At 61.5% G+C, this 26,290-nt stretch carries 23 protein-coding genes; all 23 read right to left on the bottom strand.

The genetic code is table 11. The features are described 5' to 3' along the window. Positions 1-171: 171 nt before the first annotated feature. Positions 172-879 (bottom strand): 2-C-methyl-D-erythritol 4-phosphate cytidylyltransferase, encoded by a 708-nt coding sequence (gene ispD / locus C4Q26_RS18140; RefSeq protein ID WP_027907388.1) that lies wholly within the window; start codon positions 877-879, stop codon positions 172-174. Next, a complete protein-coding gene (gene ftsB, locus C4Q26_RS18135; protein ID WP_023381955.1) occupies positions 876-1,157 on the bottom strand; it encodes a cell division protein FtsB in 282 nt (93 codons plus the stop codon). The genes ispD and ftsB overlap by 4 nt, the downstream gene beginning before the upstream one ends. 158 nt (positions 1,158-1,315) lie before the next feature. Next, the gene (gene eno, locus C4Q26_RS18130) at positions 1,316-2,605 is read right to left on the bottom strand and encodes a phosphopyruvate hydratase (protein ID WP_023381956.1); all 1,290 of its coding nucleotides are present in this window, start codon (positions 2,603-2,605) and stop codon (positions 1,316-1,318) included. A 153-nt stretch (positions 2,606-2,758) separates the two neighbouring features. Beyond that, positions 2,759-3,604, bottom strand: coding sequence for a 3-deoxy-8-phosphooctulonate synthase (gene kdsA, locus C4Q26_RS18125; protein ID WP_023381957.1), 846 nt, complete (start codon positions 3,602-3,604; stop codon positions 2,759-2,761). 3 nt (positions 3,605-3,607) lie between these two features. Then, positions 3,608-5,236 carry a CTP synthase gene (locus C4Q26_RS18120; protein WP_023381958.1) on the bottom strand — a complete coding sequence of 543 codons (1,629 nt, stop codon included), beginning with the start codon at positions 5,234-5,236 and terminating at the stop codon, positions 3,608-3,610. A 269-nt stretch (positions 5,237-5,505) separates the two neighbouring features. Further along, the gene (gene tilS, locus C4Q26_RS18115; protein WP_023381959.1) at positions 5,506-6,789 is read right to left on the bottom strand and encodes a tRNA lysidine(34) synthetase TilS; all 1,284 of its coding nucleotides are present in this window, start codon (positions 6,787-6,789) and stop codon (positions 5,506-5,508) included. Between the two features lie 91 nt (positions 6,790-6,880). Continuing rightward, complete coding sequence (gene accA, locus C4Q26_RS18110; protein WP_023381960.1) at positions 6,881-7,828, bottom strand: acetyl-CoA carboxylase carboxyl transferase subunit alpha; 948 nt, start codon at positions 7,826-7,828, stop codon at positions 6,881-6,883. 105 nt (positions 7,829-7,933) lie between these two features. Further along, on the bottom strand, positions 7,934-11,458 hold the full coding sequence (gene dnaE, locus C4Q26_RS18105; protein WP_023381961.1) for a DNA polymerase III subunit alpha: 3,525 nt from the start codon (positions 11,456-11,458) through the stop codon (positions 7,934-7,936). Positions 11,459-11,549: 91 nt separating this feature from the next. Then, positions 11,550-12,173: a ribonuclease HII gene (rnhB, locus tag C4Q26_RS18100; protein WP_023381962.1), complete on the bottom strand. Its 624-nt coding sequence runs from the start codon at positions 12,171-12,173 to the stop codon at positions 11,550-11,552. A gap of 1 nt (position 12,174) precedes the next feature. Then, positions 12,175-13,302 (bottom strand): lipid-A-disaccharide synthase, encoded by a 1,128-nt coding sequence (gene lpxB / locus C4Q26_RS18095; protein ID WP_023381963.1) that lies wholly within the window; start codon positions 13,300-13,302, stop codon positions 12,175-12,177. Between the two features lies 1 nt (position 13,303). Continuing rightward, positions 13,304-14,080, bottom strand: coding sequence for an acyl-ACP--UDP-N-acetylglucosamine O-acyltransferase (gene lpxA / locus C4Q26_RS18090; RefSeq protein ID WP_023381964.1), 777 nt, complete (start codon positions 14,078-14,080; stop codon positions 13,304-13,306). Beyond that, complete coding sequence (gene fabZ, locus C4Q26_RS18085) at positions 14,077-14,517, bottom strand: 3-hydroxyacyl-ACP dehydratase FabZ (RefSeq protein WP_003252314.1); 441 nt, start codon at positions 14,515-14,517, stop codon at positions 14,077-14,079. The genes lpxA and fabZ overlap by 4 nt, the downstream gene beginning before the upstream one ends. Positions 14,518-14,631: 114 nt before the next feature. Next, positions 14,632-15,687 (bottom strand): UDP-3-O-(3-hydroxymyristoyl)glucosamine N-acyltransferase, encoded by a 1,056-nt coding sequence (gene lpxD / locus C4Q26_RS18080; protein ID WP_023381965.1) that lies wholly within the window; start codon positions 15,685-15,687, stop codon positions 14,632-14,634. Between the two features lies 1 nt (position 15,688). Further along, positions 15,689-16,192, bottom strand: coding sequence for an OmpH family outer membrane protein (locus C4Q26_RS18075; protein ID WP_015269197.1), 504 nt, complete (start codon positions 16,190-16,192; stop codon positions 15,689-15,691). Positions 16,193-16,236: 44 nt separating this feature from the next. After that, positions 16,237-18,585: an outer membrane protein assembly factor BamA gene (bamA, locus tag C4Q26_RS18070; protein WP_023381966.1), complete on the bottom strand. Its 2,349-nt coding sequence runs from the start codon at positions 18,583-18,585 to the stop codon at positions 16,237-16,239. 74 nt (positions 18,586-18,659) lie between these two features. Beyond that, complete coding sequence (gene rseP, locus C4Q26_RS18065) at positions 18,660-20,012, bottom strand: RIP metalloprotease RseP (protein ID WP_023381967.1); 1,353 nt, start codon at positions 20,010-20,012, stop codon at positions 18,660-18,662. 46 nt (positions 20,013-20,058) lie between these two features. After that, the gene (gene ispC, locus C4Q26_RS18060) at positions 20,059-21,249 is read right to left on the bottom strand and encodes a 1-deoxy-D-xylulose-5-phosphate reductoisomerase (RefSeq protein ID WP_023381968.1); all 1,191 of its coding nucleotides are present in this window, start codon (positions 21,247-21,249) and stop codon (positions 20,059-20,061) included. After that, a complete protein-coding gene (locus C4Q26_RS18055) occupies positions 21,246-22,061 on the bottom strand; it encodes a phosphatidate cytidylyltransferase (RefSeq protein WP_023381969.1) in 816 nt (271 codons plus the stop codon). The genes ispC and C4Q26_RS18055 overlap by 4 nt, the downstream gene beginning before the upstream one ends. Then, entirely contained in the window at positions 22,061-22,816 is a 756-nt protein-coding gene (uppS, locus tag C4Q26_RS18050; protein WP_023381970.1) for a polyprenyl diphosphate synthase, read from the bottom strand. Before uppS ends, C4Q26_RS18055 begins: the two co-directional genes overlap by 1 nt. A 15-nt stretch (positions 22,817-22,831) precedes the next feature. Beyond that, positions 22,832-23,389 (bottom strand): ribosome recycling factor, encoded by a 558-nt coding sequence (gene frr, locus C4Q26_RS18045; RefSeq protein WP_023381971.1) that lies wholly within the window; start codon positions 23,387-23,389, stop codon positions 22,832-22,834. After that, positions 23,386-24,129 (bottom strand): UMP kinase, encoded by a 744-nt coding sequence (gene pyrH / locus C4Q26_RS18040; RefSeq protein ID WP_023381972.1) that lies wholly within the window; start codon positions 24,127-24,129, stop codon positions 23,386-23,388. Before pyrH ends, frr begins: the two co-directional genes overlap by 4 nt. A 180-nt stretch (positions 24,130-24,309) precedes the next feature. Next, positions 24,310-25,173 (bottom strand): translation elongation factor Ts, encoded by an 864-nt coding sequence (gene tsf / locus C4Q26_RS18035; protein ID WP_023381973.1) that lies wholly within the window; start codon positions 25,171-25,173, stop codon positions 24,310-24,312. A 187-nt stretch (positions 25,174-25,360) separates the two neighbouring features. Then, positions 25,361-26,098, bottom strand: a complete 738-nt coding sequence (rpsB, locus tag C4Q26_RS18030) for a 30S ribosomal protein S2 (RefSeq protein WP_023381974.1) — start codon at positions 26,096-26,098, stop codon at positions 25,361-25,363. Positions 26,099-26,290 lie beyond the last annotated feature (192 nt).

Here is a 26,290-nt window from a genome sequence, read left to right as displayed (position 1 = left end):
GGGCCGCAGCGCTTGACGGGCATCCATGCCCGTCACCTCCCTCCGCAAGACCTGCGTTCGGCCTCCTGACGTCGCAATTCGCGGCGCTTGGTCTATTGCGCACTAGAAGCAAAAGCAAAAAACGAGCGACAGCGACAGCGACAGCGACAGCGACAGCGACAGCGACAGCCTTTAGCTTCGGGTTGACCAGCGTTGACGCAACCACTCCAGATCTTCCGGTCGGGTCACCTTGATGTTGTCACTGCGACCCTCGATCAACCGCGGCGCCTGACCAGACCATTCAATCGCGGACGCCTCATCAGTCACCACGACATCCGACACCAGACATTCAGCCAATGCCCGATGCAAAGCCCCAAGACGAAACATCTGTGGCGTATAAGCCTGCCAAATGGTACTGCGATCCACCGTCGCACTGACCCGCCCATGGGCATCCGCCCGCTTGAGCGTGTCACGTGCCGGCACCGCCAATAACCCACCTACAGGGTCGTCAGCCAAGTCAGTCAGCAACCGATCCAGATCGGAACGTGCAAGGTTCGGACGCGCAGCATCATGCACCAACACCCAGTCGTTATCAGTCGCCCCTTGGGCATGCAACAACAACAAGGCATTGAGCACCGAGTCAGCACGCTCACGCCCGCCAGGCGCACGCCGAATGCGTGAATCACTGGCACAACGCAAGGTCGGCCAGTAAGGGTCGTCTTCAGCAATGCTGACCACCACGCCCTTGAGCGCCGGGTGATCGAGAAAACAGTCGAGACTATGTTCGAGAAGCGTCTGCCCGCCCAATTGCAAGTATTGCTTGGGACGGTCGGCAGCCATGCGGGTACCCACGCCCGCGGCAGGAATCACAGCCCAGAAGGCCGGCAACGTATCAGTCATTTTTGCGGCAACTGGAAGAGAGTTTCGCCCTCTTTGACCATTCCCAATTCATGACGAGCCCGTTCTTCGACGGTCTCCATACCTTTCTTCAACTCCAGGACCTCCGCGTCAAGCACACGGTTACGCTCGAGCAAACGCTCGTTCTCCGCATGCTGCTCGGCAATCTGCTGCTTGAGCTCGGCCACTTGCGCCAGGCTGCCATTACCCACCCAGAGGCGGTACTGCAGGCCACCGAGCAGCAGGAGCAGGACAAGGAACAACCAATAGGGACTGCGCATCAAGGTATCCAGGGTTAAAAAGACGCCGCTCACGGGCTTCGAATAGCACGAAGCCTGGCCGAGGCCAGGCTTCGTCGACAGAAACCCGCTGGAAGCGCCAGATCTTTCAGTAGGAAAGGTCCGACAGCCTCGGCTGCTGTCTTTTTACCATCTCTTGCTTAACCGCGAAACTCGGCACGGCCACGGTAAACCGCTTTGGCGCCCAGTTGCTCTTCGATACGCAGCAGCTGGTTGTACTTCGAAACGCGGTCGGAACGGCACAGCGAACCGGTCTTGATCTGGCCGGCAGCAGTACCGACTGCCAGGTCGGCGATGGTCGAGTCTTCGGTTTCACCGGAACGGTGCGAAATGACTGCGGTGTAACCGGCGGCCTTGGCCATCTGGATGGCCTCCAGGGTTTCGGTCAGCGAGCCGATCTGGTTGAACTTGATCAGGATCGAGTTACCGATACCCTTCTCGATGCCTTCTTTCAGGATCTTGGTGTTGGTCACGAACAGGTCGTCACCCACCAGCTGAACCTTGGCACCGATCTTGTCGGTCAGGATTTTCCAGCCAGCCCAGTCGGACTCGTCCAGACCGTCTTCGATCGAGATGATCGGGAAACGTTCGGTCAAGCCCTTCAGGTAGTCGGCAAAACCTTCGGCGTCGAACGACTTGCCTTCGCCGGACAGGTTGTACTTGCCGTCTTCGTAGAACTCGGAAGCCGCGCAGTCCAGAGCCAGAGTCACGTCGGTACCCAGCTTGTAGCCCGCCTTCTCGACCGCTTCGGCGATGGCGCCCAGCGCGTCTTCGTTGGAAGCCAGGTTCGGCGCGAAGCCACCTTCGTCACCCACCGCAGTGTTCAGGCCACGGGCCTTGAGCACGGCTTTGAGGTGGTGGAAGATCTCGGTACCCATGCGCAGGCCGTCGGAGAAGGTCTTGGCGCCAACCGGCTGAACCATGAACTCCTGGATGTCGACGTTGTTGTCGGCGTGCTCGCCACCGTTGATGATGTTCATCATCGGAACCGGCATCGAGTACTGGCCTGGGGTACCGTTCAGGTTGGCGATGTGCGCGTACAGCGGCAGGTCCAGATCCTGTGCGGCGGCCTTGGCGGCAGCCAGGGACACGGCCAGAATGGCGTTGGCGCCCAGCTTGGCCTTGTTCTCGGTTCCGTCCAGTTCGATCATGGCACGGTCCAGGGCCTTCTGGTCAGCCGGGTCCTTGCCCAGCAGCAGGTCACGGATCGGGCCGTTGATGTTGGCGACGGCCTTCAGCACGCCCTTGCCCAGGTAACGGCTCTTGTCGCCATCGCGCAGCTCCAGCGCTTCGCGCGAGCCGGTGGAAGCACCGGACGGCGCGCAGGCGCTGCCGATGATGCCGTTGTCGAGCAGTACATCGGCTTCCACGGTGGGGTTGCCACGCGAGTCGAGAACTTCACGACCTTTGATGTCGACGATCTTTGCCATTGTTGTAAGCACTCCAGAATTGACGAAAACAACGCAGCTTAAGGAAATCCTTGCACTCCACCAGGCGGGGCACAGCGGGCAGGCCGGGTGAAAGCGCCCCCTGACCAAACGGTCAAGGGGAGAACGGGCGGTACTTTACCCGAGAAATGAGCTTTACGCGGTTTCTACCGTCGGAAAACTTTTCACCAGGTCGTCCAGTTGCTTGAGCTGGGCCAGGAACGGCTCCAGCTTGTCCAGGCGCAGGGCGCAAGGACCATCGCACTTGGCGTTGTCCGGGTCAGGGTGAGCTTCGAGGAACAGGCCTGCCAGACTCTGGCTCATGCCGGCCTTGGCCAGGTCGGTGACCTGGGCGCGACGGCCGCCGGCGGAATCGGCGCGGCCACCCGGCATCTGCAGGGCGTGTGTCACGTCGAAGAACACCGGGTACTCGAACTGCTTCATGATGCCGAAGCCGAGCATGTCCACGACCAGGTTGTTGTAGCCAAAGCTCGAACCACGCTCGCACAGAATGAGCTGGTCGTTGCCGGCCTCAACGCACTTGTTGAGGATGTGCTTCATTTCCTGCGGCGCGAGGAATTGGGCCTTCTTGATGTTGATCACCGCGCCGGTCTTGGCCATCGCCACGACCAGGTCGGTCTGGCGCGACAGGAAAGCCGGCAGCTGGATGATGTCGCACACCTTGGCGACCGGCTCGCACTGGTAGGGTTCGTGCACGTCGGTGATCACCGGCACGTTGAAGGTCTTCTTGATCTCTTCGAAGATCTTCAGGCCTTCTTCCATGCCTGGGCCGCGGAACGATGTCACCGACGAACGGTTAGCCTTGTCGAAGCTGGCCTTGAACACGTACGGAATACCGAGCTTCTCGGTCACCCGTACGTACTCTTCGCAGACCTTCAGGGCCAGATCACGAGACTCCAGCACGTTCATGCCGCCGAACAGGACGAACGGCTTGTCGTTGGCGATCTCGATGTTACCGACGCGAATGATCTTCTGGGTCATTGATCAGGCCTTGTTCTTCTGTGCCAGGGCTGCCTTGACGAAACCGCTGAACAGCGGATGACCGTCACGCGGGGTGGAAGTGAACTCCGGGTGGAACTGGCAGGCCACGAACCATGGGTGATCCTTGGACTCGACCACTTCCACCAGCGCGCCGTCTTCGGAACGGCCGGAAACCACCAGGCCGGCGTCGATCAGCTGCGGCAGCAGGTTGTTGTTCACTTCGTAGCGGTGGCGGTGACGCTCGGTGATGATGTCAGTGCCGTAGCAGTCATGAACCTTGGAGCCGGCAACGATCTGGCAATCCTGAGCGCCAAGGCGCATGGTGCCGCCGAGATCGGAGGCTTCGGTACGGGTTTCGACCGCGCCGGTGGCATCGGCCCACTCGGTGATCAGGCCGACTACCGGGTGACCGCTGTTACGGTCGAACTCGGTGGAGTTGGCGTCTTTCCAACCCATCACGTTACGGGCGAACTCGATCACGGCAACCTGCATGCCCAGGCAGATACCCAGGTAGGGCACCTTGTTCTCGCGGGCATATTGCACTGCGGTGATCTTGCCTTCCACGCCACGCAGGCCGAAACCGCCAGGAACCAGGATGGCATCTGCGCCCTCCAGCAGGCTGGTGCCCTGGTTCTCGATATCTTCGGAATCGATGTAGCGCAGGTTGACCTTGGTACGGTTCTGGATGCCGGCGTGGCTCATCGCTTCGATCAGCGACTTGTACGCGTCCAGCAGTTCCATGTACTTGCCGACCATGGCGATGGTGACTTCTTGCTCTGGGTTGAGCTTGGCATCGACCACCTTGTCCCACTCGGACAGGTCGGCGCTGTTGCACTGCAGGCCGAAGCGCTCGACGACGAAGTCGTCCAGACCCTGTGCGTGCAGCACGCCCGGGATCTTGTAGATGGTGTCGACGTCTTCCAGGGAGATGACCGCACGCTCTTCAACGTTGGTGAACAGCGCGATCTTGCGACGCGAGGAGGCATCGACCGGATGGTCGGAACGGCAGATCAGCACGTCCGGCTGCAGGCCAATGGAGCGCAGCTCCTTGACCGAGTGCTGGGTCGGCTTGGTCTTGGTCTCGCCGGCGGTGGCGATGTACGGCACCAGGGTCAGGTGCATCAGCATGGCGCGCTTGGAGCCCACTTCGACGCGCAACTGGCGAATCGCCTCGAGGAACGGCTGCGACTCGATGTCACCCACGGTACCGCCGATTTCCACCAGGGCCACGTCGGCATCGCCGGCACCCTTGATGATGCGACGCTTGATTTCGTCGGTGATGTGCGGGATGACCTGGATGGTCGCGCCCAGATAATCACCACGGCGCTCCTTGCGCAGCACGTGCTCGTAGATACGGCCGGTGGTGAAGTTGTTGTTCTGGGTCATGGTGGTGCGGATGAACCGCTCGTAGTGGCCCAGGTCGAGGTCAGTCTCGGCGCCGTCGTGGGTGACGAATACTTCACCGTGCTGGAACGGGCTCATGGTGCCAGGATCGACGTTGATGTACGGATCCAGCTTGAGCATGGTGACCTTGAGCCCCCGCGCTTCCAGGATGGCCGCCAGGGAAGCCGAGGCAATGCCTTTCCCCAATGAAGAAACAACACCGCCCGTGACGAATATGTAGCGCGTCATGAAAAACCCTAGAAGTCTGCGTTAAGGCGGCCAGCGCCGCCGGAGAAAGCGAAGGAAGGCCGAAGCCCCCGATCACCTGCGTCAATCACAGTGCATCTCGAAAAACTGCCGCGTCTGTACAGACCAGGGGTATCCCCGGCATGGAGCTCGCTCGTCATTTCCAGAATCAGCCCAGCAAAAAACTGCTTGGTAATCGGCAACTCCTGTGTTTTCGCGGAACCCACAGAAGCTGTATCAAGAAGGGAGGGTAGTCTACCGGAATGTACCCTTCATCTCAAACCTTGCGCGCTTGTCGGCAAATGCCAGCGAAGCTGGCAATCGGCCTGCCCCCGTTCGGGAAGATTGGCCACCGCCAGCAAGTCCTCGCCACGGAACAGCAACGGCAGGCGCGAACGCAGGAAGTGCGGAACCTGCGCCTCGTTCAGCAGGCGCTTGAGATCACGCCGACCACGACCGGGGACGTCCAGCACTTCGCCCCCCTGGCGATATGCGATGCGTAGCGGCCCCTCGGGCCGCTTGCCCTCGATACGCACATCGCCATTGCCCGGCAATGCCAGTGCCTCGGCCGGCGCCAGCCAGGGCTGCCCGACAGGCTCGGACTGCAACCAGTCATCGCCAAGCCACCAGATACGCCCATTGCTGCGCACCAACTGGCCGTCGGCAAGGCGCCAGATCGGCTGGGCATCGAGCGCGGCAGTGCACAAATCCACCCACCCGGCCCAGTGACGGCTGTCAGGCAATCGAGTGCGCTGGCTGAGCCAGTATTGCAAGGCGTTGCGCTGGCGAGCAGGTGACAGCGAACGGAGGCAGGTCAGATCGAGCGAACTCAGGGCAGACCACTGAGCCGGAGCGCCTTGCTCGGCTAGGGCCAGATCGTCAAGCGCCACTTCATCGAGCAGCCCCAGCGCTTCGCCAAGATGATCGGCGCAGCGCGCGATGTTTTGGCTCGCTTGCGGCCAACGCTGGCGCAGCAACGGCAACACCTCGCCACGCAAGTAGTTGCGGGCGAAGTCGGTGTCACGGTTGGAAGGGTCTTCGACCCACTTCAGCCGCCAGGCTTGGGCGTACGCGGCCAACTGTGCTCGCGAGATCGCCAGCAACGGGCGGACCAAGGCGCCCTGCCCCAACCGCCGCTTGTCGGGCATGGCGGCCAACCCGCGCAAACCGGCGCCACGCAACAGGCGAAACAGCAGGGTTTCAGCCTGATCCTCGCGGTGCTGGCCGGTGAACAGCAGCTCTCCCGGGCCCAGCACCTGAGCCAATGCCGAGTAGCGGGCGTTACGTGCAGCCTGCTCAAGGCTGGCACCCGGCTCGACCTGAACGCGGATCACGGTAAGCTCGACACCCAAGTCGTTGCAGACACGCTGGCAGTGCTCCGGCCAGTCATTGGCGACAGGTTGCAAACCGTGGTGGACATGGATGGCGCGCAGTGGTGGAGCGCAGTGACTGCGGGCGTAATCGGCCAACAGGTGCAGAAGGACTGTGGAGTCGAGGCCGCCAGAGAAGGCGACGTGCCAGGCGGGGGCGTTCAGCCAGGGGGTGAGGTTGATCATGTAGGCCTCACACGGTTTGAAATCGCCGGGGCCACTACAGGCCTTGATCGCCGGCAAACCGACGATCAAGGCTTCCAGAGCCCCGGGTCTATCAGAGACCGTAGCTCATCAGACGCTCATAACGGCGCGCCAGCAGCGCGTCGTTGTCGAGCTTGCCGAGCATGTCCAGCTGCTGGATCAGGTCGGCACGGATGCTTTCGGACATCTTCACCGGGTCACGGTGGGCGCCGCCCAGCGGTTCCTCGATGACCTTGTCGACGATGTTCAGGCTCTTCAGGCGTTCTGCGGTGACACCCATGGCCTCGGCCGCGTCGGCTGCGCGGTCGGCGGTCTTCCACAGAATCGAGGCGCAACCTTCCGGCGAGATGACCGAGTAGGTGGAGTACTGCAGCATGTTCAGCTGGTCGCACACACCGATGGCCAATGCGCCACCGGAACCGCCCTCACCAATCACCGTGGCGATGATCGGGGTTTTCAGGCGCGCCATGACACGCAGGTTCCAGGCGATGGCTTCGCTCTGGTTGCGCTCTTCGGCGTCGATACCTGGGTAGGCACCCGGGGTGTCGATGAAGGTGAGAATCGGCATCTTGAAGCGTTCGGCCATCTCCATCAGGCGGCAGGCCTTGCGGTAGCCTTCCGGACGCGGCATACCGAAATTGCGGCGCACCTTCTCGCGCACTTCGCGGCCTTTCTGGTGACCGATGACCATCACCGGCTTGCCATCCAGACGTGCGGTACCACCGACGATGGCAGCGTCATCGGCGAAGTGGCGGTCACCGTGCAGCTCTTCGAACTCGGTGAAGATGTGCTCGAGGTAGTCCAGGGTATAAGGACGACGCGGGTGACGGGCCAGACGGGCGATCTGCCAGCTGGTCAGGTTGCCGAAAATGCTTTCGGTCAGGGTGTTGCTCTTGTCTTGCAGACGGGCAATTTCATCGCTGATGTTCAGCGAATTGTCGTTACCCACCAGGCGCAACCCTTCGATCTTGGCTTGCAGGTCGGCAATCGGCTGTTCGAAATCGAGAAAGTTCGGGTTCATAGTCATCCGTCTTGGGTCTACGGCCAGGCGGCCGGCCGGTTGATCCGTTTGGCGCCCTACCTTAAGGGATCAGGCGCATTCAGGTCGAGATTAAATTAGGTCGGTTCAACGATATTGCAGGAAGACGTTCTCACGCCCGAACTGGTCACGCAGCGCTTGAATCAAGCCATCGGCCGGGTCGATCGCCCACTCGTCGGCGAACTGCAGCATAGCCTTGGCATCGCTGCCGGTGTACTCGAGGGTAATGGGGCAACCACCGCGATGGCGGGTGATCAGTTCACCCAGCCACTTCAGCCGGTCGCCCTTGAGCGCGTCATGGGCCACCTTCAGGCGCAGGCTTTCGGCCAGTTTGGTGCGTGCGTCCTCCATGGTCATCACTTGCTTGACCCGCAAACGCAGGCCACCGGAGAAGTCGTCGTTGCTGACTTCTCCTTCCACCACCACCATGGCATCGGCCTGCAGCAACGACTGGGCCGCCATGAAGGCGTCGGCGAACAACGAGGCCTCGATACGCCCTGAACGGTCGTCCAGGGTCACGAAGCCCATCTTGTCGCCCTTCTTGTTCTTCATCACCCGCAAAGCAACGATCATGCCGGCGATGGTCTGGGGCTCGCGCGACGGCTTGAGGTCGATGATGCGTTGACGGGCAAAGCGACGAATTTCGCTTTCGTACTCATCGATCGGATGGCCTGTCAGGTACAGGCCGAGGGTGTCCTTCTCGCCCTTGAGGCGTTCCTTGAGCGTCAACTCACGCACCTTGCGGTGATTGGCGTAGACGTCGGAGTCTTCCTCGACGAACAACCCGCCGAACAGGTCGACGTGACCGCTGTCGGCGGTACGGGCCGTTTGCTCGGCAGACTTGATGGCTTCCTCCAGCGCGGCCAGCAAGGTCGCGCGGTTGCGATCGATGTTGGCCTGGTAGGCCTTGATCTCGTCGTGGAAGTACGGACCGAGGCGATCGAGCGCACCACTGCGGATCAGCGCATCCAGGGTACGCTTGTTGACACGCTTGAGGTCGACGCGTTCACAGAAATCGAACAAGTCCCTGAAGGGACCGCCCTGGGCGCGCGCCTCGACGATGGCCTCCACCGGCCCCTCGCCCACGCCTTTGATCGCCCCCAGGCCGTAGACGATGCGACCGTCATCGTTCACGGTGAACTTGAAGTCGGAGTTGTTCACGTCCGGCGCATCGAGGCGCAGCTTCATGCTGCGCACTTCCTCGATCAGCACCACCACCTTGTCGGTGTTGTGCATATCCGCCGACAGGACCGCAGCCATGAACGGCGCAGGATAATGCGTCTTGAGCCAAGCGGTCTGGTAGGACACCAGGCCGTAGGCGGCGGAGTGGGATTTGTTGAAGCCGTAACCTGCGAACTTCTCTACAAGGTCAAAGATGTTACCCGCAAGATCAGCATCGATACCGTTATTGGCACAACCTTCGATGAAGCCGCCGCGCTGCTTGGCCATTTCTTCGGGCTTTTTCTTACCCATGGCTCGACGCAGCATGTCCGCACCACCGAGGGTGTAGCCCGCCATGACCTGAGCGATCTGCATCACCTGTTCCTGGTACAGGATGATGCCGTATGTCGGCGCCAGTACCGGCTGCAGGCCCTCGTACTGGTAGTCCGGGTGCGGGTAGGCCAGCTCGGCGCGACCGTGCTTCCGGTTGATGAAGTCATCCACCATGCCCGATTGCAGCGGGCCCGGTCGGAACAGGGCCACCAGTGCGATCAAATCTTCCAGGCAGTCGGGCTTGAGCTTCTTGATCAGCTCCTTCATGCCACGGGATTCGAGCTGGAAAACCGCCGTGGTTTCGGCCTTCTGCAACAGCTCGTAGGTCTTGCGGTCATCCAGAGGGATGAAGTCGATGTTGACGTCCGGCAGGTTCTTCTTGGCCTGCTCGCGGTTGATGGTCTCCATTGCCCATTTGATGATGGTCAGGGTACGCAGGCCGAGGAAGTCGAACTTCACCAGGCCGGCAGCTTCGACGTCGTCCTTGTCGAACTGGGTAACCAGGCCGCCGCCTTCTTCATCACAGGCGATCGGCGAAAAATCAGTGAGTTTGGTGGGCGCGATAACCACACCACCGGCGTGCTTACCAGTGCCGCGGGTGACCCCCTCCAGCTTCAGGGCCATGTCCCAGATCTCACGGGCATCCTCGTCGCCCTTGAGGAAGTCACGCAGGATTTCTTCCTGCTCGTAGGCCTTCTCCAGCGTCATGCCCACTTCGAACGGGATCATCTTCGACAAGCGATCCGCCAGACCGTAGGACTTGCCCTGGACCCGCGCCACGTCGCGCACCACCGCCTTGGCCGCCATGGTACCGAAGGTGATGATCTGGCTCACCGCGTTGCGCCCATAGGCTTCGGCCACATAGTCGATCACCCGGTCACGGCCATCCATGCAGAAGTCGACGTCGAAGTCGGGCATGGAAATACGTTCAGGGTTGAGGAAACGCTCGAACAGCAGGTCGTAGGCCAGCGGGTCGAGGTCGGTAATCTTCAGTACATAGGCCACCAGCGAGCCAGCACCCGAACCCCGGCCCGGGCCGACCGGCACGCCATTGTTCTTGGCCCACTTGATGAAGTCCATAACGATCAGGAAGTAACCGGGGAAGCCCATCTGGATGATGATATCCAGCTCGAATTTCAGGCGGTCCAGGTAAACCTGACGCTTCTCTTCATAGTTGGGCGTGGTCTCTTTCGGCCAGAGCACCGCCAGGCGCTCTTCCAGGCCTTCATGGGAGACGTGGCGCAGGTAGTCGTCGATGCCCATGCCGTTGGGGGTCGGGAAGTCCGGCAAGAAGTACTTGCCCAGCTGTACCTGGATATTGCAACGCTTGGCGATCTCGACGGTGTTGGCGACGGCATCCGGCAGGTCGCTGAACAGCTCGACCATTTCCTCTGCGCTCTTGAGGTACTGCTGGTCGCTGTAATTGCGGGGACGACGTGGGTCATCCAGGGTCCAGCCCTCGCCGATGCAGACGCGGGTCTCGTGGGCGTCGAAGTCGGACTGCTTGATGAAACGCACGTCGTTGGTCGCCACCAGCGGCGCCCCGAGCTTGTCGGCCAGGGCCACGGCGGCATGCACGTACTCCTCGTCACCTGCGCGGTTGGTGCGCTGCACTTCGACGTAGAAACGCTCGGGGAACATGCCCATCCAGTCGCGCAGCAGGGCCTCGGCTTCTTCATTCCGACCAGCCATCAGGGCCATACCGATGTCGCCCTCCTTGCCAGCGGACAGGGCGATCACGCCCTCACTGGCCGGGGCGATCCAGTCGCGCTGGAGAATCACCAGGCCGTTACGTTGGCCTTCGGTCCAACCCCGCGAGATCAACTCCGTCAGGTTGCGGTAACCCTTGGGGTTCATGGCCAGGAAGCAGATGCGCGACAGCGGCGCCTCGGGATCGGCTCCGGCCAGCCACAGGTCGGCGCCGCAGATCGGCTTGATCCCGGCGCCCATGGCGGTCTTGTAGAACTTGACCAGCGAGCACATGTTGCTCTGGTCAGTGATCGCCACCGCGGGCATGTTCATCCCGGCCAGCGCCTTGGCCAGCGGCTTGATCCGCACCAGGCCGTCGACCAGCGAGAATTCGGAGTGTACGCGCAGGTGAACGAAGGGAACCGACATGGATGATCCTGTAGCAGAGCTTGACGACAAGGGCGGGATTGTAACGTAAATGAGAGGGAAACGATTGGGGCCGCTGTGCGGCCCCAATGTGTTAGATCAGTGAGTCAGTGAGGCCTTCACGGGCTTCCCAGGCCGCGCGAACCGGCGCGAAGGAACGCCGGTGGATGGGCGTAGGCCCAAGGCGCGCAAGTGCCTCCAGGTGCACCGGCGTCGGATAGCCCTTGTGCCCGCCAATTCCGTAACCGGGATAGATCAGCTCGAAAGCGCTCATCTCGCGATCGCGCGTGACCTTGGCCAGGATCGACGCCGCGGCGATGGCCGGCACCTGGCTATCGCCCTTCACTACCGGCGCGGCGGGCACGGCCAGCCTGGGGCAACGGTTGCCATCGATCAGCGCGAGCTTGGGCGTGACGCTCAAGCCTTCGACCGCACGCTGCATGGCGAGCATGGTGGCCTGAAGAATGTTCAACCGGTCGATTTCTTCGACTTCGGCACGGGCAATACAGAAACTCAGGGCTTTTTCGCAGATCTCATCGAACAGCGCTTCGCGCTTGGCCTCGGTAAGCTTCTTGGAATCGTTCAGACCCAGAATCGGGCGTTGCGGGTCGAGAATCACCGCAGCGGTGACGACCGCGCCACACAGCGGCCCACGTCCCACTTCGTCGACACCCGCCACCAAGTCTTCGACCAGGTTGAAATCCAATCCAATCTGCATGTCAGCGGTCCTTGAGCAAAGCCAACACCGCGTCGGCGGCCTGGTTGGAAGCGTCGCGGCGCAGGGTGCGGTGAATCTCGTCGAAACCTTCGGTCTGTCGGCTGCCATCGGCGACCAACGGCACCAAGGCCTGGGCCAGGGCTTCACACGTCGCGGCATCCTGCAGGAGTTCCGGCACCAGCTCGCGCTGGGCCAGCAGGTTGGGCAACGATACGTAGGGGCTCTTCACCAGGCGCTTGAGGATCCAGAAGGTCAAAGGCGCCAGGCGGTAGGCCACAACCATGGGCCGCTTGTACAGAAGTGCTTCAAGGGTGGCTGTGCCCGACGCGATCAGCACCGCATCGCAGGCCGCCAGCGCCACATGCGACTGGCCGTCCAGCAGCATCAGCGGCAGGTCACGGCCCTCCAGCATCTGTTCGATCTGGGCACGGCGCGCGGGATTGGCGCACGGCAGGACGAAACGCACCCCCGGGATGCGGTCGCGTAGAAGCTGGGCAGTATCGAGGAACAATGCCCCCAAGCGCCCCACTTCGCCTCCACGGCTCCCCGGCATCAAGGCGACCAGCGGACCATCGGCCAGGCCGAGGGAAGCGCGTGCGGCCTGTCGATCGGCCTCGAGCGGGATGGTATCTGCCAACGGATGACCGACGAAACGCACCGGCACGCCCTGCTCTTCGTAGAACCGCGCCTCAAAGGGCAGCAGGGTCAGCATCAGGTCGCAGCCTTCGCGGATCTTCAGCACACGCTTCTGCCGCCAGGCCCAGACCGAAGGGCTGACGTAGTGCACGGTCTTGATACCCGCCTGACGCAGCTTCAACTCGATGTTGAGCGTGAAGTCAGGCGCGTCGATACCGATGAATACGTCGGGCTTCTGCGCAATCAGGGTCTGGATCAGTTCCTTGCGCCGCTTGAGCAGCTCGCGCAGGCGGCCAAGCACCTCGACCAACCCCATGACCGCCAGGCGTTCCATGGGGAAGTAAGACTGCAGGCCTTCGGCCTCCATCAGCGGACCGCCGACACCGATGAAGCGGACGTCAGGATGGCGCGCCTTGAGCGCGCGCATCAGGCCAGAACCGAGAATGTCGCCGCTGGCCTCACCCGCGACCAACGCTACACAGAGCTGCGCCATGTCAGCGAGTGATGCCGCGAGCGGAGTTCAGGATCGACTGGCGGAACAGCTCGACCTCAGGGTGTTGCCCCGCCAGTTCTTCCAGTTCCTTGACCGCTTCTTCAACGGTAAGGCCCTGGCGGTAAACGACCTTGTAGGCACGGCGCAGGGCGTGGATGACCTCGTCACTGAAGCCGCGCCGACGCATGCCCTCGAAGTTCATGCTGCGGGCTTCGGCGGGGCTGCCGAACACCGTGACGAAGGCAGGGACGTCCTTGCCAATCGCCGTACCCATGCCGGAAAACGCGTGCGCCCCGATGTGGCAGTACTGATGCACCAAGGTGTAGCCCGACAGGATCGCCCAGTCGCCCACATGCACATGGCCAGCCAACGCGGTGTTGTTGACCAGGATGCAATGGTTGCCGATGACGCTGTCGTGACCAATGTGGGCATAGGCCATGATCAGGTTGTGGTCGCCGAGCGTGGTTTCCGAACGGTCCTGCACGGTACCGCGGTGGATGGTCACGCCTTCACGGATCACGTTGTGATCACCGATCACCAGTCGCGTCGGCTCGCCCTTGTACTTGAGGTCCGGGGTGTCTTCGCCGATCGAGGAAAACTGGTAGATACGGTTGTGCTTGCCGATACGGGTTGGTCCTTTGACCACCACGTGCGGACCAATGACAGTACCCTCCCCGATTTCGACATCGGGGCCTACGATCGACCAAGGGCCGACTTCGACACCGTCGGCCAACTTGGCCGACGGGTCGATGATCGCCCGAGGATCAATCGAACTCATAGGGAACGTTCCGCGCAGGTGATCTCTGCCGAGCAGACCGGCTTGCCGTCGACCAGCGCACGGCATTCGAACTTCCAGATCATGCTCTTGCGGCTGAGGAACTTGGCCTCCAGCACCAGTTGATCACCCGGCAATACCGGCTGACGGAAACGCAATTTGTCGGAACCGACGAAATAGTACAGCGTGCCATCGGCCGGCTTGGCGTCGAGCATCTTGAAACCGAGAATGCCGGCCGCCTGGGCCATGGCCTCGATGATCAAAACGCCCGGCATGATGGGGTGCGCCGGGAAATGGCCATTGAAAAACGGCTCGTTGATGCTGACATTCTTGTAGGCACGAATGCTCTGGGCCTCGAAGTCCAAATCCGTCACTCGGTCCACCAGCAGGAACGGGTAACGGTGAGGCAGGTATTCGCGAATCTCGTTGATGTCCATCATTTCGGGGGGAAGCCTGTAATAAGAATAGGGAGCGCAGGTGCTGACCACACGCTCCTTTTGCAAATCCAAAGAGGAGCCAGCTAGCGACTGTTCACGCTCGCTCAGGAAATGGTATCAGCCTTCTGATGCCGGCTGATCACCTGAGGTCACGGTATCGACACGTTTTTCCAACTGCTGGAGACGCTTGGACATGTCGTCCAGCTGGCGAATACGCGCCGCACTCTTGCGCCAGTCAGCCAACGGCTGCATGGCCGTGCCGGAAGAATAGGCGCCCGGTTCAGTGATCGAACGGGTGACCATGGTCATTCCAGACACGAATACGTTGTCGCAGACATCGATATGGCCAACCATGCCGACGCCACCGGCGATGGTGCAGTGCTTGCCAATACGCGTGCTGCCGGAAATCCCGACACAGGCCGCCATGGCCGTGTGTTCGCCGATCTGCACGTTGTGGGCGATCTGGATCTGATTGTCGAGCTTGACGCCATCGGCGATGCGCGTATCGGACAGCGCACCACGGTCGACCGCGGTATTGACGCCAATTTCCACGTCATCACCAATGGTGACGCCGCCAATCTGGGCAATCTTGCGCCAGACACCCTTCTCGTTGGCAAAGCCGAAGCCTTCACCTCCGATCACCGCGCCTGACTGAATGACCACACGCTTGCCAATGGTCACATCGTGGTACAGGGTGACGCGCGGCGCCAACCAGCCGCCCTCGCCCACCACGCTGCGCGCACCAATCACACAGTGCGCACCGATGCTCACATTGGCACCAATACGCGCACCGCTCTCGATGACCACGAATGGCCCGATGCTGGCACTGGCATCCACCTGGGCATCCTCTGCCACCACGGCGCTGGGATGAATACCCGCCTCAGCCTTGGGCTTGGGATCGAACAGGTGGGAAATGCGCGCGTAGGCAAGGTACGGGTCGGCCACGATCAGGGCGTTACCAGCAAAGCCTTCGGCGTCCGCGGCCTTCAGCAATACCGCCGCTGCCTGGCTGTTATCCAGGTATTTGCGGTACTGCGGATTGGCAAGGAAGCTCAATTGACCAGGGCCGGCCTCCTGCAAGGTGGCCAGTCCGGTAATTTGCAGCGCCTCGGGCCCCTTGAGGGTCGCCCCGAGCGCTTCGGCCAACTGGCCGAGCGTCATGGTCACGGTCATATCAACGGGCTTGGTTCATGCGCTCGATGACTTGGCGGGTGATGTCGTACTGAGGTTTGACATCGATGACCGCACCGCGCTCCAGAACCAGGTCGTAACCGCCCTTCTTGATCACTTCCTCGACGGCACCATCGAGCTTCGGCTTGAGCTGCTTGAGCATGTCGCGGTCAGCAACGGCCTTGGCTTCGTTCAGTTCTTTGGACTGGAACTGGAAGTCACGGGCTTTCTGCTTGAATTCGAGCTCCAGGCGCTCACGCTCCTGCTGCTGCATCTTGTCGCCGCCTTTGATCAGGCGGTCCTGGATACCTTTGGCGCTGCTTTCCAGGGACTTGAGCTTGGTCAGTTGCGGGCCGAACTTCTTCTCGGCATCAACCGCGTACTTCTTGGCGGCATCGGATTCGAGCAGGGCCATCTGATAGTTCAGCACGGCAACCTTCATTTCGGCGAAAGCCGGGGTGGCGACCAGCGCCGCGGCCACTACGGCCAGTTGAGTCAACTTACGCACGATGCACTCCTGGATAAACCGTTGTCGTTAAGCAAGGGCCGACCTTAGAAGGTCTGGCCCAGAGAGAATTGGAACACCTGGGTATCGGCGTCGTCCGGCTTCTTGACCGGCATTGCCAGGCTGAAGCTCAACGGGCCCAGGGCAGTGATCCAGGTGACACCCAGGCCGACCGAGCTGGCCATGCCGGAGAAGCCAACCTTCTCGCAGTCAGGCTTGCTGCCGCAGTTGGTATCGAACACGTTACCCACGTCCCAGAACACGGAGGTGCGCAGCGAACGCTGGTCCTTCACGAATGGCAGCGGGAACAGCAACTCGACACCACCCTGGACCAACACGTTGCCACCGAACGGCAGCGGGTCCTGGTCCGGGTCTTTCACGGTGCCCGGGTTGGTACCGTCGCTCGGGGTACTGCGCGGACCGAGGCTGCTGTCCTTGAAGCCACGTACGGAGTTGAAACCACCCGCGTAGTAGTTTTCATAGAATGGCAGGCCGGAAGTACCACCGAAACCATCACCATAGCCCAATTCAGTGTGCAGGCGCAGGGTGTAGTCGTTGGTGATCGGCTTGAACAGCTGGCCGCGGTAGTCGAGCTTGTAGAACGACAGGTCGCTGCCAGGAACAGTCGTCTCGAAGGTCAGGCTCTGGGAGTGACCACGGGTCGCCAGCACGCCTTTGTTCAGGGTCGACTCGGACCAACCGACCGAGGCCTTGAAGTTCAGGAAGTTGTCGCCTTCCTGCTCGAGGAAATCGAAGATCTCGTCGACGGTGTAACGGCCAGTCTTGATCTTGTCCTGCTGCACGGTCAGGCCGTAGGTCAGGCGCGAAGTTTCGCTGATCGGGTAGCCGAGGCTGACACCGGCACCCAGGCTGTCGACCGCATAGCTGGCCACGTCGACGTCGAGGTCATCGTAGTCGGTGCTGCGATAGAAGGCGTTGTAGCCCAGGCTGACGCCGTCGGCAGTGAAGTAGGGGTCCACGAAGCCGAAGTTGTAGCGGGTCTGGTATTCCGAACGGGTCAGGCCGATGGACACCTTGTTACCGGTACCCAGGAAGTTGGTCTGGCTGATCGAGCCTCCCAGGATCAGGCCGGCGCTCTGGGCAAAACCGACGCTGGCGGTGATCGAGCCGGAGGCCTGTTCCTCGACGCTGTAGTTGACGTCGACCTGGTCATCGGTGCCCGGCACCGGTGGGGTCTCGACGTTGACTTCCTTGAAGAAGCCCAGACGTTCCAGGCGGGTCTTGGACTGGTCGATCAGGTAGGTCGACGCCCAGCCACCTTCCATTTGGCGCATCTCGCGACGCAGCACTTCGTCTTCGGTCTTGGTGTTGCCGCGGTAGTTGATGCGGTTGACGTAGGCACGCTTGCCCGGGTCGACCACGAACATGATGTCCACGGTGTGGTCTTCGTCGTGCGGCTGAGGCACGCCGTTGACGTTGGCGAAAGTGTAGCCCTCGTTACCCAGGCGGCGGGTGATCAGGTCGGAGGTGGTGGTCATGACCTTGCGCGAGAACACCTGGCCCGGCTGCACCAGCAGCAGCGACTTGACCTGGTCTTCCGGCACCTTCAGGTCACCCGACAGCTTCACGTCACGGACGGTGTACTTCTCGCCCTCGTTGACGTTGACCGTGATGTAGACGTGCTTCTTGTCCGGGGTGATGGACACCTGGGTGGAGGCGATGTCCATGTTGATGTAGCCGCGGTCCAGGTAGTAGGAACGCAGGCGTTCCAAGTCACCGGAGAGCTTCTCGCGGGCATACTTGTCATCGTTCTTGAAGAACGACAGCCAGTTGGTGGTCTTGAGCTCGAACAGCTGCGCCAGCTCTTCATCGTCGAACACGGTGTTGCCGACGATGTTGATGTGCTGGATGGCCGCCACGGTGCCTTCGTTGATCTTGATCTTCAACGCCACACGGTTGCGCGGCTGCGGCACCACCTCGGCGTCGACCTCGGCCGAGTAGCGGCCCTGGGCCACGTACTGGCGCTGCAGTTCGTTACGCACGCCTTCGAGGGTGGCTCGCTGGAAGATCTCGCCTTCGGCCAGGCCCGACTGCTTCAGGCCCTTCATCAGGTCTTCGGTGCTGATCGCCTTGTTGCCTTCGATCTCGATGCTCGACACCGAGGGGCGCTCGACCACGTTGATGATCAGGACATTGCCGTCGCGGTTCAGCTGGATGTCCTGGAAGAAACCGGTCTTGAACAGCGAGCGGGTGGATTCCACCAGGCGTCGGTCATCGGCCTGATCGCCCACGTTCAGGGGCAAGGCGCCAAAGACGCTGCCGGCGGACACCCGCTGCAGGCCGTTGACGCGAATATCGGAGATGGTGAAGGACTCGGCGTGAACTTCAGCGATCATCAGTGCGGAGAGGACCGCAGTTAGCAGCAGACGTTTCATGAAGTCCTTTTATTCCAACTGGCAATAAACCACCCGCCGTATGAAAACGGCAGGTTCGCAATTGAGCGAATCTTTTATAGTCGACCCAGATCGTTGATCAGGGCGAGCAACATCACCCCAATGACCAAACTGATACCGATCTGGACCCCCCAACCTTGCACCCGATCCGACAGCGGACGACCGCGCGCCCACTCGACCAGGTAAAACAGCAAATGCCCCCCATCCAGTACCGGGATGGGCAGCAGGTTAAGAACCCCCAGGCTTATGCTCAGGTAGGCCAGGAAATTCAGGAAATCCCCCACGCCGGACTGGGCCGAAGCGCCCGCCACTTTAGCAATGGTTATCGGTCCGCTCAAGTTTTTTACCGAGAGCTCCCCGAACAGCATTTTCTTTAGCGATTCGAGGGTTAGCACACTCATGTTCCAGGTGCGCGACAAGCCCTCGCCCACTGCCTCGAGCGGGCCATAGCTGACTTCGCGCAGCATGCTGGCGGGCCATTCGGCGCCCTTGACTCCTGCCCCCAGGTAGCCGCCGGAGGCTTTGCCTTCGCCGCGCCGGGCCAGCGTCACCGGGACGTCCAGCGGCGCGCCATCACGCTCCACACGCAGCACCACCCTGGCTTCGGGGCGTGCGCGCACGGTGTCGACCACGTGCTGCCAGTCGCTCACCGTCACGCCATCGACGGCCAACAATTTGTCACCACTTTTGAGCCCGGCCGCTGCGGCCGGCCCCTTTGGATCGATTTCAGCCAGAACCGGCGAAATGGCCGGACGCCATGGACGCAAGCCCAGGGACTGGATCGGGTCCGGCTCGTCGGCGCCCTTGAGCCAACCCGCGAGCGTGATCTGGTACTGACGCTCGACCGTGGCTCCTTCGTCGCGCACGCCGACTTGCAGGGTGCCGCTCTCGCCCAGGCGCCGAACCAGCTGCAGGTTGACTGCCGACCAGCCACTGGTCGGTTTTCCGTCGATGGATACGATTTCCTGACCAGCGACCAAGCCCGCCGAAGCCGCCAGGCTACCGGACTCGACCGCACCGATGACCGGACGGATCTGCTGGGTGCCGAGCATGGCCAGCAGCCAGAAGAAGAAAATGGCCAGCAGGAAGTTGGCGATCGGCCCCGCCGCCACGATGGCAATACGCTGACGGACGGATTTGCGATTGAACGACTGCTCGATCAGCGCTGGCGGCACTTCACCCTCGCGTTCGTCGAGCATCTTGACGTAGCCGCCCAGCGGGATCGCCGCCACCACGAACTCGGTGCCATGGCGGTCATGCCAGCGAATCAACGGTGTGCCGAACCCCACGGAGAAGCGCAGCACCTTGACGCCACAGCGTCGGGCCACCCAGAAGTGGCCGAACTCGTGGAAAGTGACCAATACACCCAAGGCCACCAGGGTGCCGATAATCATGTAGAGCGCAGTCATATCCATCTCCGAATGACGTTCAGCGGAACCTGGAGCAAGGCCTGCATCAGCGGCCGTGGCGCCTCAACCACTCACGGGACAGTTCCCGGGCGCGCTGGTCGGCAGCGAACACCGCATCCAGCGACGGCAGCGAGACCACTGGCTCCTGGTCAAGCACCTGTTCGATCATACTCGCGATTTCTGGAAAGCGGATGCGCCGCTGGAGAAATGCCTCGACCGCCACTTCGTTGGCCGCATTGAGCACGGCAGGCGCACTGTTGCCCGCCTCGGCAGCCTGCCGCGCCAGGCGCAAGCAAGGGAAGCGTTGTTCGTCGGGCGCCTGGAAATCCAGACGAGCGATGGCGAACAAGTCCAGCGGGGCTACCCCGGAGTCGATCCGCTCGGGCCAGGCCAGGGCGTTTGCTATGGGCGTGCGCATGTCTGGATTGCCCAGCTGGGCCAGCACCGAACCGTCGACATAATCCACCAACGAGTGGATCACGCTCTGCGGGTGAACCACCACTTCGACCTTGGCCGGCGCTGCATCGAACAACCAGCATGCTTCGATCAGCTCCAGGCCCTTGTTCATCATGCTGGCCGAGTCCACGGAAATCTTGCGCCCCATGGACCAGTTAGGGTGGGCACAGGCCTGCTCCGGCGTGACATTGGCCAGGGCCGCCTGGGGCGTCTCGCGGAATGGGCCGCCCGACGCCGTCAGGAGGATGCGCCGCACCCCGACCTGAACCAGCCCACGACCGTAGTCGCCGGGCAGGCACTGGAAAATGGCATTGTGTTCACTGTCGATGGGCAACAGCACAGCGCCACTGCGCCGCACCGCATCCATGAACAGTGCGCCGGACATTACCAAGGCTTCCTTGTTGGCCAGCAACACCTTCTTGCCTGCCTCGACGGCAGCCAAGGTCGGACGCAACCCAGCGGCGCCGACGATAGCGGCCATCACCGCATCGACTTCCTGCGCCGCCGCGACCTGACACAGCCCCGCCTCGCCCTCGAGCACTTCGGTGGCACAGCGCGCGGCAGCCAGGCCCTCGCGCAGACGCGCAGCACTTTCTGCATCCGGCACCACTGCATAGACCGGATCATGGCGAACGCACAGTGCCAGCAACTCGTCGATACGCGAATAACCGCTGAGCGCGAACACCCGATAGCGCTCGGGATGGCGAGCGATCACATCCAGCGTGCTAAGGCCAATGGACCCGGTAGCGCCGAGTACGGTAATGCGTTGCAGCGTACTCACATCACACCCCATTCAGCCGCCCACAGCAGCACCGCGAAGATCGGGATCGCCGCCGTCAGGCTGTCGATGCGATCGAGCACGCCGCCGTGACCTGGCAGCAGGTTGCTGCTGTCCTTGATGCCCGAGCGGCGCTTGAACATGCTCTCGGTCAGGTCACCCACTACCGAGGACATGACCACTACCGCAGCGCCCAGCAGCCCCAGGACGATCTGGCCGAAGCTCCAGTCCCGGCTGATACCCACCACCAGGGTGATGAGCAGGCACAGGGCCAGACCGCCATAGACGCCTTCCCAGCTCTTGCCTGGGCTGACCTGCGCAGCCAGCTTGCGCTTGCCGAAAGCACGCCCGGAGAAATAGGCCCCGATATCGGCCGCCCAGACCAGCACCATGACCGACAGGATCAACCAGTTGCCCAACGGCCAATGCTTGAGCAAGACCAGCCCTTGCCAGGCCGGCAGCAGCACCAGCAAGCCGATCAGCAATCGGCAGGCGGCGCTGGCCCAAAGCTCGCTGCTGCGTGGGTAGGTGAGCACCAGCCAGGTGGCCAGCCCCCACCAGATCACCGCCGCACCCAGCACCCAGGGCGCAAGGTCGGGCATCAGGTAGAGCAGCATCAGCGCCCCGGCAACCACGGCGGCGTAGGCAATACGCAGCGGCTGGGCCATCAGCCCGGCCAGGCGCGCCCACTCCCAGGCACCAAGGGTGACCACGAAGCCGATGAACAGGGCGAAATCCCCGCCGTTGAGCAGGAAAAAGCCGCCCAGCGCGACCGGCAGCAGGATCAGCGCAGTAATGATGCGTTGTTTAAGCATTAAGCACGAGCTCCAGCCTCGACCTGCTCGCTGGTCTTACCGAAGCGGCGCTGGCGCGAAGCGAAATCGGCCAACGCGTTGCGCATGGCCTCGTGTTTGAAGTCCGGCCAATAGAGGTCGGAGAAATACAGCTCGGCATAAGCCAGCTGCCAAAGCAGGAAGTTGCTGATGCGGTGCTCGCCGCCGGTGCGAATGCACAGGTCGGGCAAAGGCAGCTCCCCCGTCGCCAGGCAAGTCTGCAACAAGTCAGGCGTGATGTCCTCCGGACGCAGGTGGCCGGCCTGGACTTCACGGGCCAGGCGCTGGGCGGCCTGGGCGATATCCCATTGACCGCCATAATTGGCGGCGATCTGCAGGATGAAGCGGTTGTTGCCCGCAGTCAGCGCCTCGGCTTCACGCATGGCCGCCTGCAGCTCAGGATGGAAACGCGAGCGATCACCGATGATGCGCAAGCTGATGTTGTTCTCGTTCAGCCGCTTGGCCTCACGACGCAGGGCCGAGAAGAACAACTCCATCAGCGCCCCTACCTCATCGGCCGGACGCTGCCAGTTCTCGCTGGAGAACGCGAACAGGGTCAGCACCTCGACCCCGGACTGCGCGCACACTTCGATGACCGCACGAACGGCGTCGACGCCCGCCTTGTGCCCGGCAACGCCGGGCAACAGACGTTTCTTCGCCCAGCGATTATTGCCATCCATGATGATCGCGACGTGACGCGGCACCGAAGACAGTGCCGCCAGCTTGGTCTTTTCCATTAAAAAACCTCGGCCTTAGACGGCCATAAGGTCCTTTTCCTTGGCTTTGAACGCAGCGTCGATTTCGGCGACGAACTTGTCGGTCAGCTTCTGGATCTCGTCCGCGGCGCGGCGTTCTTCGTCTTCGCTGATTTCCTTGTCCTTGGTCAGCTTCTTCAGGTCGGCGAGTGCGTCACGACGAACGTTACGGACCGCCACCTTGGCATCTTCGGCGACGCCGCTGGCCTGCTTGGTGTAACCCTTGCGGGTTTCCTCGGTCAGGGCAGGCATCGGAACACGGATGGTGGTGCCGGCGCTGGAGGGGTTCAGGCCCAGGTCGGAGGTCAGGATCGCCTTCTCGATGGCGGCGCTGAGGTTCTTGTCGTGGGCGACGATCTTCAGGGTACGGGCGTCTTCGACGGTGATCGCGGCCACCTGGTTCAGCGGCATCTCGCTGCCCCACGCAGGGACCTTGACGCTGTCCAGAATGCTTGGGTGGGCGCGACCGGTGCGGATCGCCGCCAGGTTGCGACCCAGGGCCTCGATGGACTTGGTCATGCGCTCCTGAGCGTCTTTCTTGATGTCGTTGATCATGCTTCGCCTTCCTCGATCAAAGTACCTTCAGCGCCACCCACCACGATGTTCAGCAGGGCGCCAGGCTTGTTCATGTTGAATACCCGCAATGGCATCTTGTGGTCGCGGCACAGGCAGATTGCGGTCAGATCCATAACGCCGAGCTTGCGATCCAGAACCTCGTCGTAGGTCAGGTGATCGAACTTCTCGGCATGCGGATCCTTGAATGGATCGGCAGTGTACACACCATCGACCTTGGTCGCCTTCAGCACAACGTCGGCATCGATTTCGATGGCGCGCAGGCAGGCTGCGGAGTCGGTGGTGAAGAACGGATTGCCGGTACCGGCGGAGAAAATTACCACATCCCCGGAGTTGAGGTGGCGAATAGCTTTGCGACGATCGTAATGATCGGTGACACCGACCATGGAAATGGCCGACATGACCAGGGCCGGGATGTTCGAACGCTCCAAGGCGTCGCGCATGGCCAGGGCGTTCATCACGGTGGCCAGCATACCCATGTGGTCACCGGTGACGCGATCCATGCCGGCTGCACTGAGCGCGGCGCCGCGGAACAGGTTACCACCGCCGATCACCAGGCCAACCTGGACGCCGATACCGACCAATTGGCCGACTTCCAGGGCCATGCGATCCAGCACCTTCGGGTCGATCCCGAAGTCTTCCGAGCCCATCAGGGCCTCGCCGCTAAGTTTGAGCAAAATGCGTTTATAGCGAGGTTGGCGACCACTCACCTGCTGAGCCATTGCGAGTCTCTCCTGCGGCGTACTGTAGAAAATTCCGTGCGGGCTGTTTGCAGCCTGCTAACTGTAGCGTGGCACCGTTTTGGTGCCAGCAGAGACCGGTTCGATAAACCCGTCTCCGTTTTGACAAAGAGGCTGCGCGCGTGAGCGGGCAGCCTCTTTGGGGCGACAGACGAGTCTGTCTTACTGCTTGGCGGCAGCGACCTGAGCGGCAACTTCTTCAGCGAAGTTGTCGACTGGCTTCTCGATGCCTTCGCCGACTTTGAAGTAGGTGAAGGAAACGATTTCAGCACCGGCTTTCTTGGCCAGCTCGCCAACTTTGACTTCTGGGTTCATGACGAAAGCTTGCTCGACCAGCGAAGCTTCGGCCAGGAACTTCGAGATACGACCCTTGATCATGTTCTCGACGATGTTTTCTGGCTTGCCAGCGATCTTGTCAGCGTTCAGCTGCAGGAAGACGCCCTTCTCACGCTCGATGGCTTCAGGGGAAACTTCCGAAGGCAGCAGGAACTCTGGGTTCGAAGCTGCGACGTGCATGGCGATGTTCTTGGCCAGTTCAACGTCACCGCCTTTCAGAACAACGGCTGCGCCGATCTTGTTACCGTGCAGGTAAGCACCGACAACGTCACCTTCAACGCGCACCAGGCGACGGATGTTGACGTTTTCGCCGCACTTGGCAACCAGAGCTTCACGAGCGGATTCGCGCGAAGCGATCAGCGGAGCGGCGTCGGTCAGCTTCTGAGCGAAAGCTTCTTCGATGCTTTCAGCAACGAAGGCCTTGAAGTCATCTTGCAGGGCCAGGAAGTCGGTCTGCGAGTTCACTTCCAGCAGGACAGCGGCCTTGCCGTCGGTCTTGACGGCGATGGCGCCTTCGGCGGCAACGTTGCCAGCCTTCTTGGCGGCCTTGATGGCGCCCGAGGCACGCATGTCGTCAATGGCTTTCTCGATGTCGCCGCCGGCCTTTTCCAGGGCCTTTTTGCAATCCATCATGCCTTCGCCGGTACGCTCGCGCAGTTCTTTGACCAGCGCTGCAGTAATTGCTGCCATTTCAAAATCCTCTTGGAAAGTTTTTCAACCATTCCACCCGCTTGTGACGGGCGTTCAATTCTGCAAATCCACTGCTTTTATCGTCAGCGACCCATGATGCGGGGCCGTTGCTGACAGCAGGATTTCAAGGTGGCAAAAAGGGGGCCAAGCCCCCTTTTTGCGTGCCAAGTCAGACGCTAAGCGTCAATTACTCAGCAGCAGGTGCAGCCGCTTCTTCAGCGTAGACTTCGGTGCCGCCAGCAACGTTGTTGCGGCCGCGGATGACGGCGTCAGCCATCGAAGTCATGTACAGCTCGATGGCGCGAATGGCGTCGTCGTTACCTGGGATGACGAAATCAACACCTTCCGGGCTGCTGTTGGTATCGACAACGCCGATGACCGGGATGCCCAGCTTGTTGGCTTCGGTGATAGCAATGCGCTCGTGCTCAACGTCGATCACGAACAGGGCATCAGGCAGGCCGCCCATGTCCTTGATACCGCCCAGGCTGCGATCCAGCTTTTCCAGATCACGGGTGCGCATCAGGGCTTCTTTCTTGGTCAGCTTGGCGAAGGTGCCATCTTCGGCCTGGGTTTCCAGGTCGCGCAGACGCTTGATCGAAGCACGGATGGTTTTGTAGTTGGTCAGCATGCCGCCCAACCAACGGTGGTCAACGTATGGCGAACCGCAACGAGCAGCTTGCTCGGCGACGATCTTGCCGGCGGAACGCTTGGTGCCGACGAACAGGATCTTGTTCTTGCCCTGGGCCAGGCGCTCTACGAACGACAGAGCGTCGTTGAACATCGGCAGGGTTTTTTCCAGGTTGATGATGTGAATCTTGTTACGCGCGCCGAAAATGAACTTGCCCATTTTCGGGTTCCAGTAACGGGTCTGGTGGCCGAAGTGCACACCGGCCTTCAGCATATCGCGCATATTGACTTGGGACATGATAGTTCCTTGATAAGTCGGGTTGGGCCTCCACGTATCCCAATGACCAACCCGCGATTCCGAAGAGTCGGGGCACCCAGGCCATCGTGTCGACACGTGTGTGGGGTTTAGTACTCTCGGGGTCGTCCCCGAAAGCGGCGCATTTTATACCACAGACCGCAGGCGAACGGAACCCGAATAAGGTCTCGTCCG

Source organism: Pseudomonas sp. SWI44 (assembly GCF_002947915.1).
Taxonomy (GTDB): Bacteria; Pseudomonadota; Gammaproteobacteria; order Pseudomonadales; family Pseudomonadaceae; genus Aquipseudomonas; species Aquipseudomonas taiwanensis.
This window is presented reverse-complemented; position numbering and strand designations above follow the sequence as displayed.

What these genes read in the sequence shown, in the direction of transcription:
- ispD (WP_027907388.1), bottom strand. Translation starts at nt 879, where the DNA reads ATGACTGATACGTTGCCGGCCTTCTGGGCTGTGATTCCTGCCGCGGGC.
- ftsB (WP_023381955.1), bottom strand. Translation starts at nt 1,157, where the DNA reads ATGCGCAGTCCCTATTGGTTGTTCCTTGTCCTGCTCCTGCTGCTCGGT.
- eno (WP_023381956.1), bottom strand. Translation starts at nt 2,605, where the DNA reads ATGGCAAAGATCGTCGACATCAAAGGTCGTGAAGTTCTCGACTCGCGT.
- kdsA (WP_023381957.1), bottom strand. Translation starts at nt 3,604, where the DNA reads ATGACCCAGAAGATCATTCGCGTCGGTAACATCGAGATCGCCAACGAC.
- C4Q26_RS18120 (WP_023381958.1), bottom strand. Translation starts at nt 5,236, where the DNA reads ATGACGCGCTACATATTCGTCACGGGCGGTGTTGTTTCTTCATTGGGG.
- tilS (WP_023381959.1), bottom strand. Translation starts at nt 6,789, where the DNA reads ATGATCAACCTCACCCCCTGGCTGAACGCCCCCGCCTGGCACGTCGCC.
- accA (WP_023381960.1), bottom strand. Translation starts at nt 7,828, where the DNA reads ATGAACCCGAACTTTCTCGATTTCGAACAGCCGATTGCCGACCTGCAA.
- dnaE (WP_023381961.1), bottom strand. Translation starts at nt 11,458, where the DNA reads ATGTCGGTTCCCTTCGTTCACCTGCGCGTACACTCCGAATTCTCGCTG.
- rnhB (WP_023381962.1), bottom strand. Translation starts at nt 12,173, where the DNA reads ATGCAGATTGGATTGGATTTCAACCTGGTCGAAGACTTGGTGGCGGGT.
- lpxB (WP_023381963.1), bottom strand. Translation starts at nt 13,302, where the DNA reads ATGGCGCAGCTCTGTGTAGCGTTGGTCGCGGGTGAGGCCAGCGGCGAC.
- lpxA (WP_023381964.1), bottom strand. Translation starts at nt 14,080, where the DNA reads ATGAGTTCGATTGATCCTCGGGCGATCATCGACCCGTCGGCCAAGTTG.
- fabZ (WP_003252314.1), bottom strand. Translation starts at nt 14,517, where the DNA reads ATGATGGACATCAACGAGATTCGCGAATACCTGCCTCACCGTTACCCG.
- lpxD (WP_023381965.1), bottom strand. Translation starts at nt 15,687, where the DNA reads ATGACCGTGACCATGACGCTCGGCCAGTTGGCCGAAGCGCTCGGGGCG.
- bamA (WP_023381966.1), bottom strand. Translation starts at nt 18,585, where the DNA reads ATGAAACGTCTGCTGCTAACTGCGGTCCTCTCCGCACTGATGATCGCT.
- rseP (WP_023381967.1), bottom strand. Translation starts at nt 20,012, where the DNA reads ATGACTGCGCTCTACATGATTATCGGCACCCTGGTGGCCTTGGGTGTA.
- C4Q26_RS18055 (WP_023381969.1), bottom strand. Translation starts at nt 22,061, where the DNA reads ATGCTTAAACAACGCATCATTACTGCGCTGATCCTGCTGCCGGTCGCG.
- uppS (WP_023381970.1), bottom strand. Translation starts at nt 22,816, where the DNA reads ATGGAAAAGACCAAGCTGGCGGCACTGTCTTCGGTGCCGCGTCACGTC.
- frr (WP_023381971.1), bottom strand. Translation starts at nt 23,389, where the DNA reads ATGATCAACGACATCAAGAAAGACGCTCAGGAGCGCATGACCAAGTCC.
- pyrH (WP_023381972.1), bottom strand. Translation starts at nt 24,129, where the DNA reads ATGGCTCAGCAGGTGAGTGGTCGCCAACCTCGCTATAAACGCATTTTG.
- tsf (WP_023381973.1), bottom strand. Translation starts at nt 25,173, where the DNA reads ATGGCAGCAATTACTGCAGCGCTGGTCAAAGAACTGCGCGAGCGTACC.
- rpsB (WP_023381974.1), bottom strand. Translation starts at nt 26,098, where the DNA reads ATGTCCCAAGTCAATATGCGCGATATGCTGAAGGCCGGTGTGCACTTC.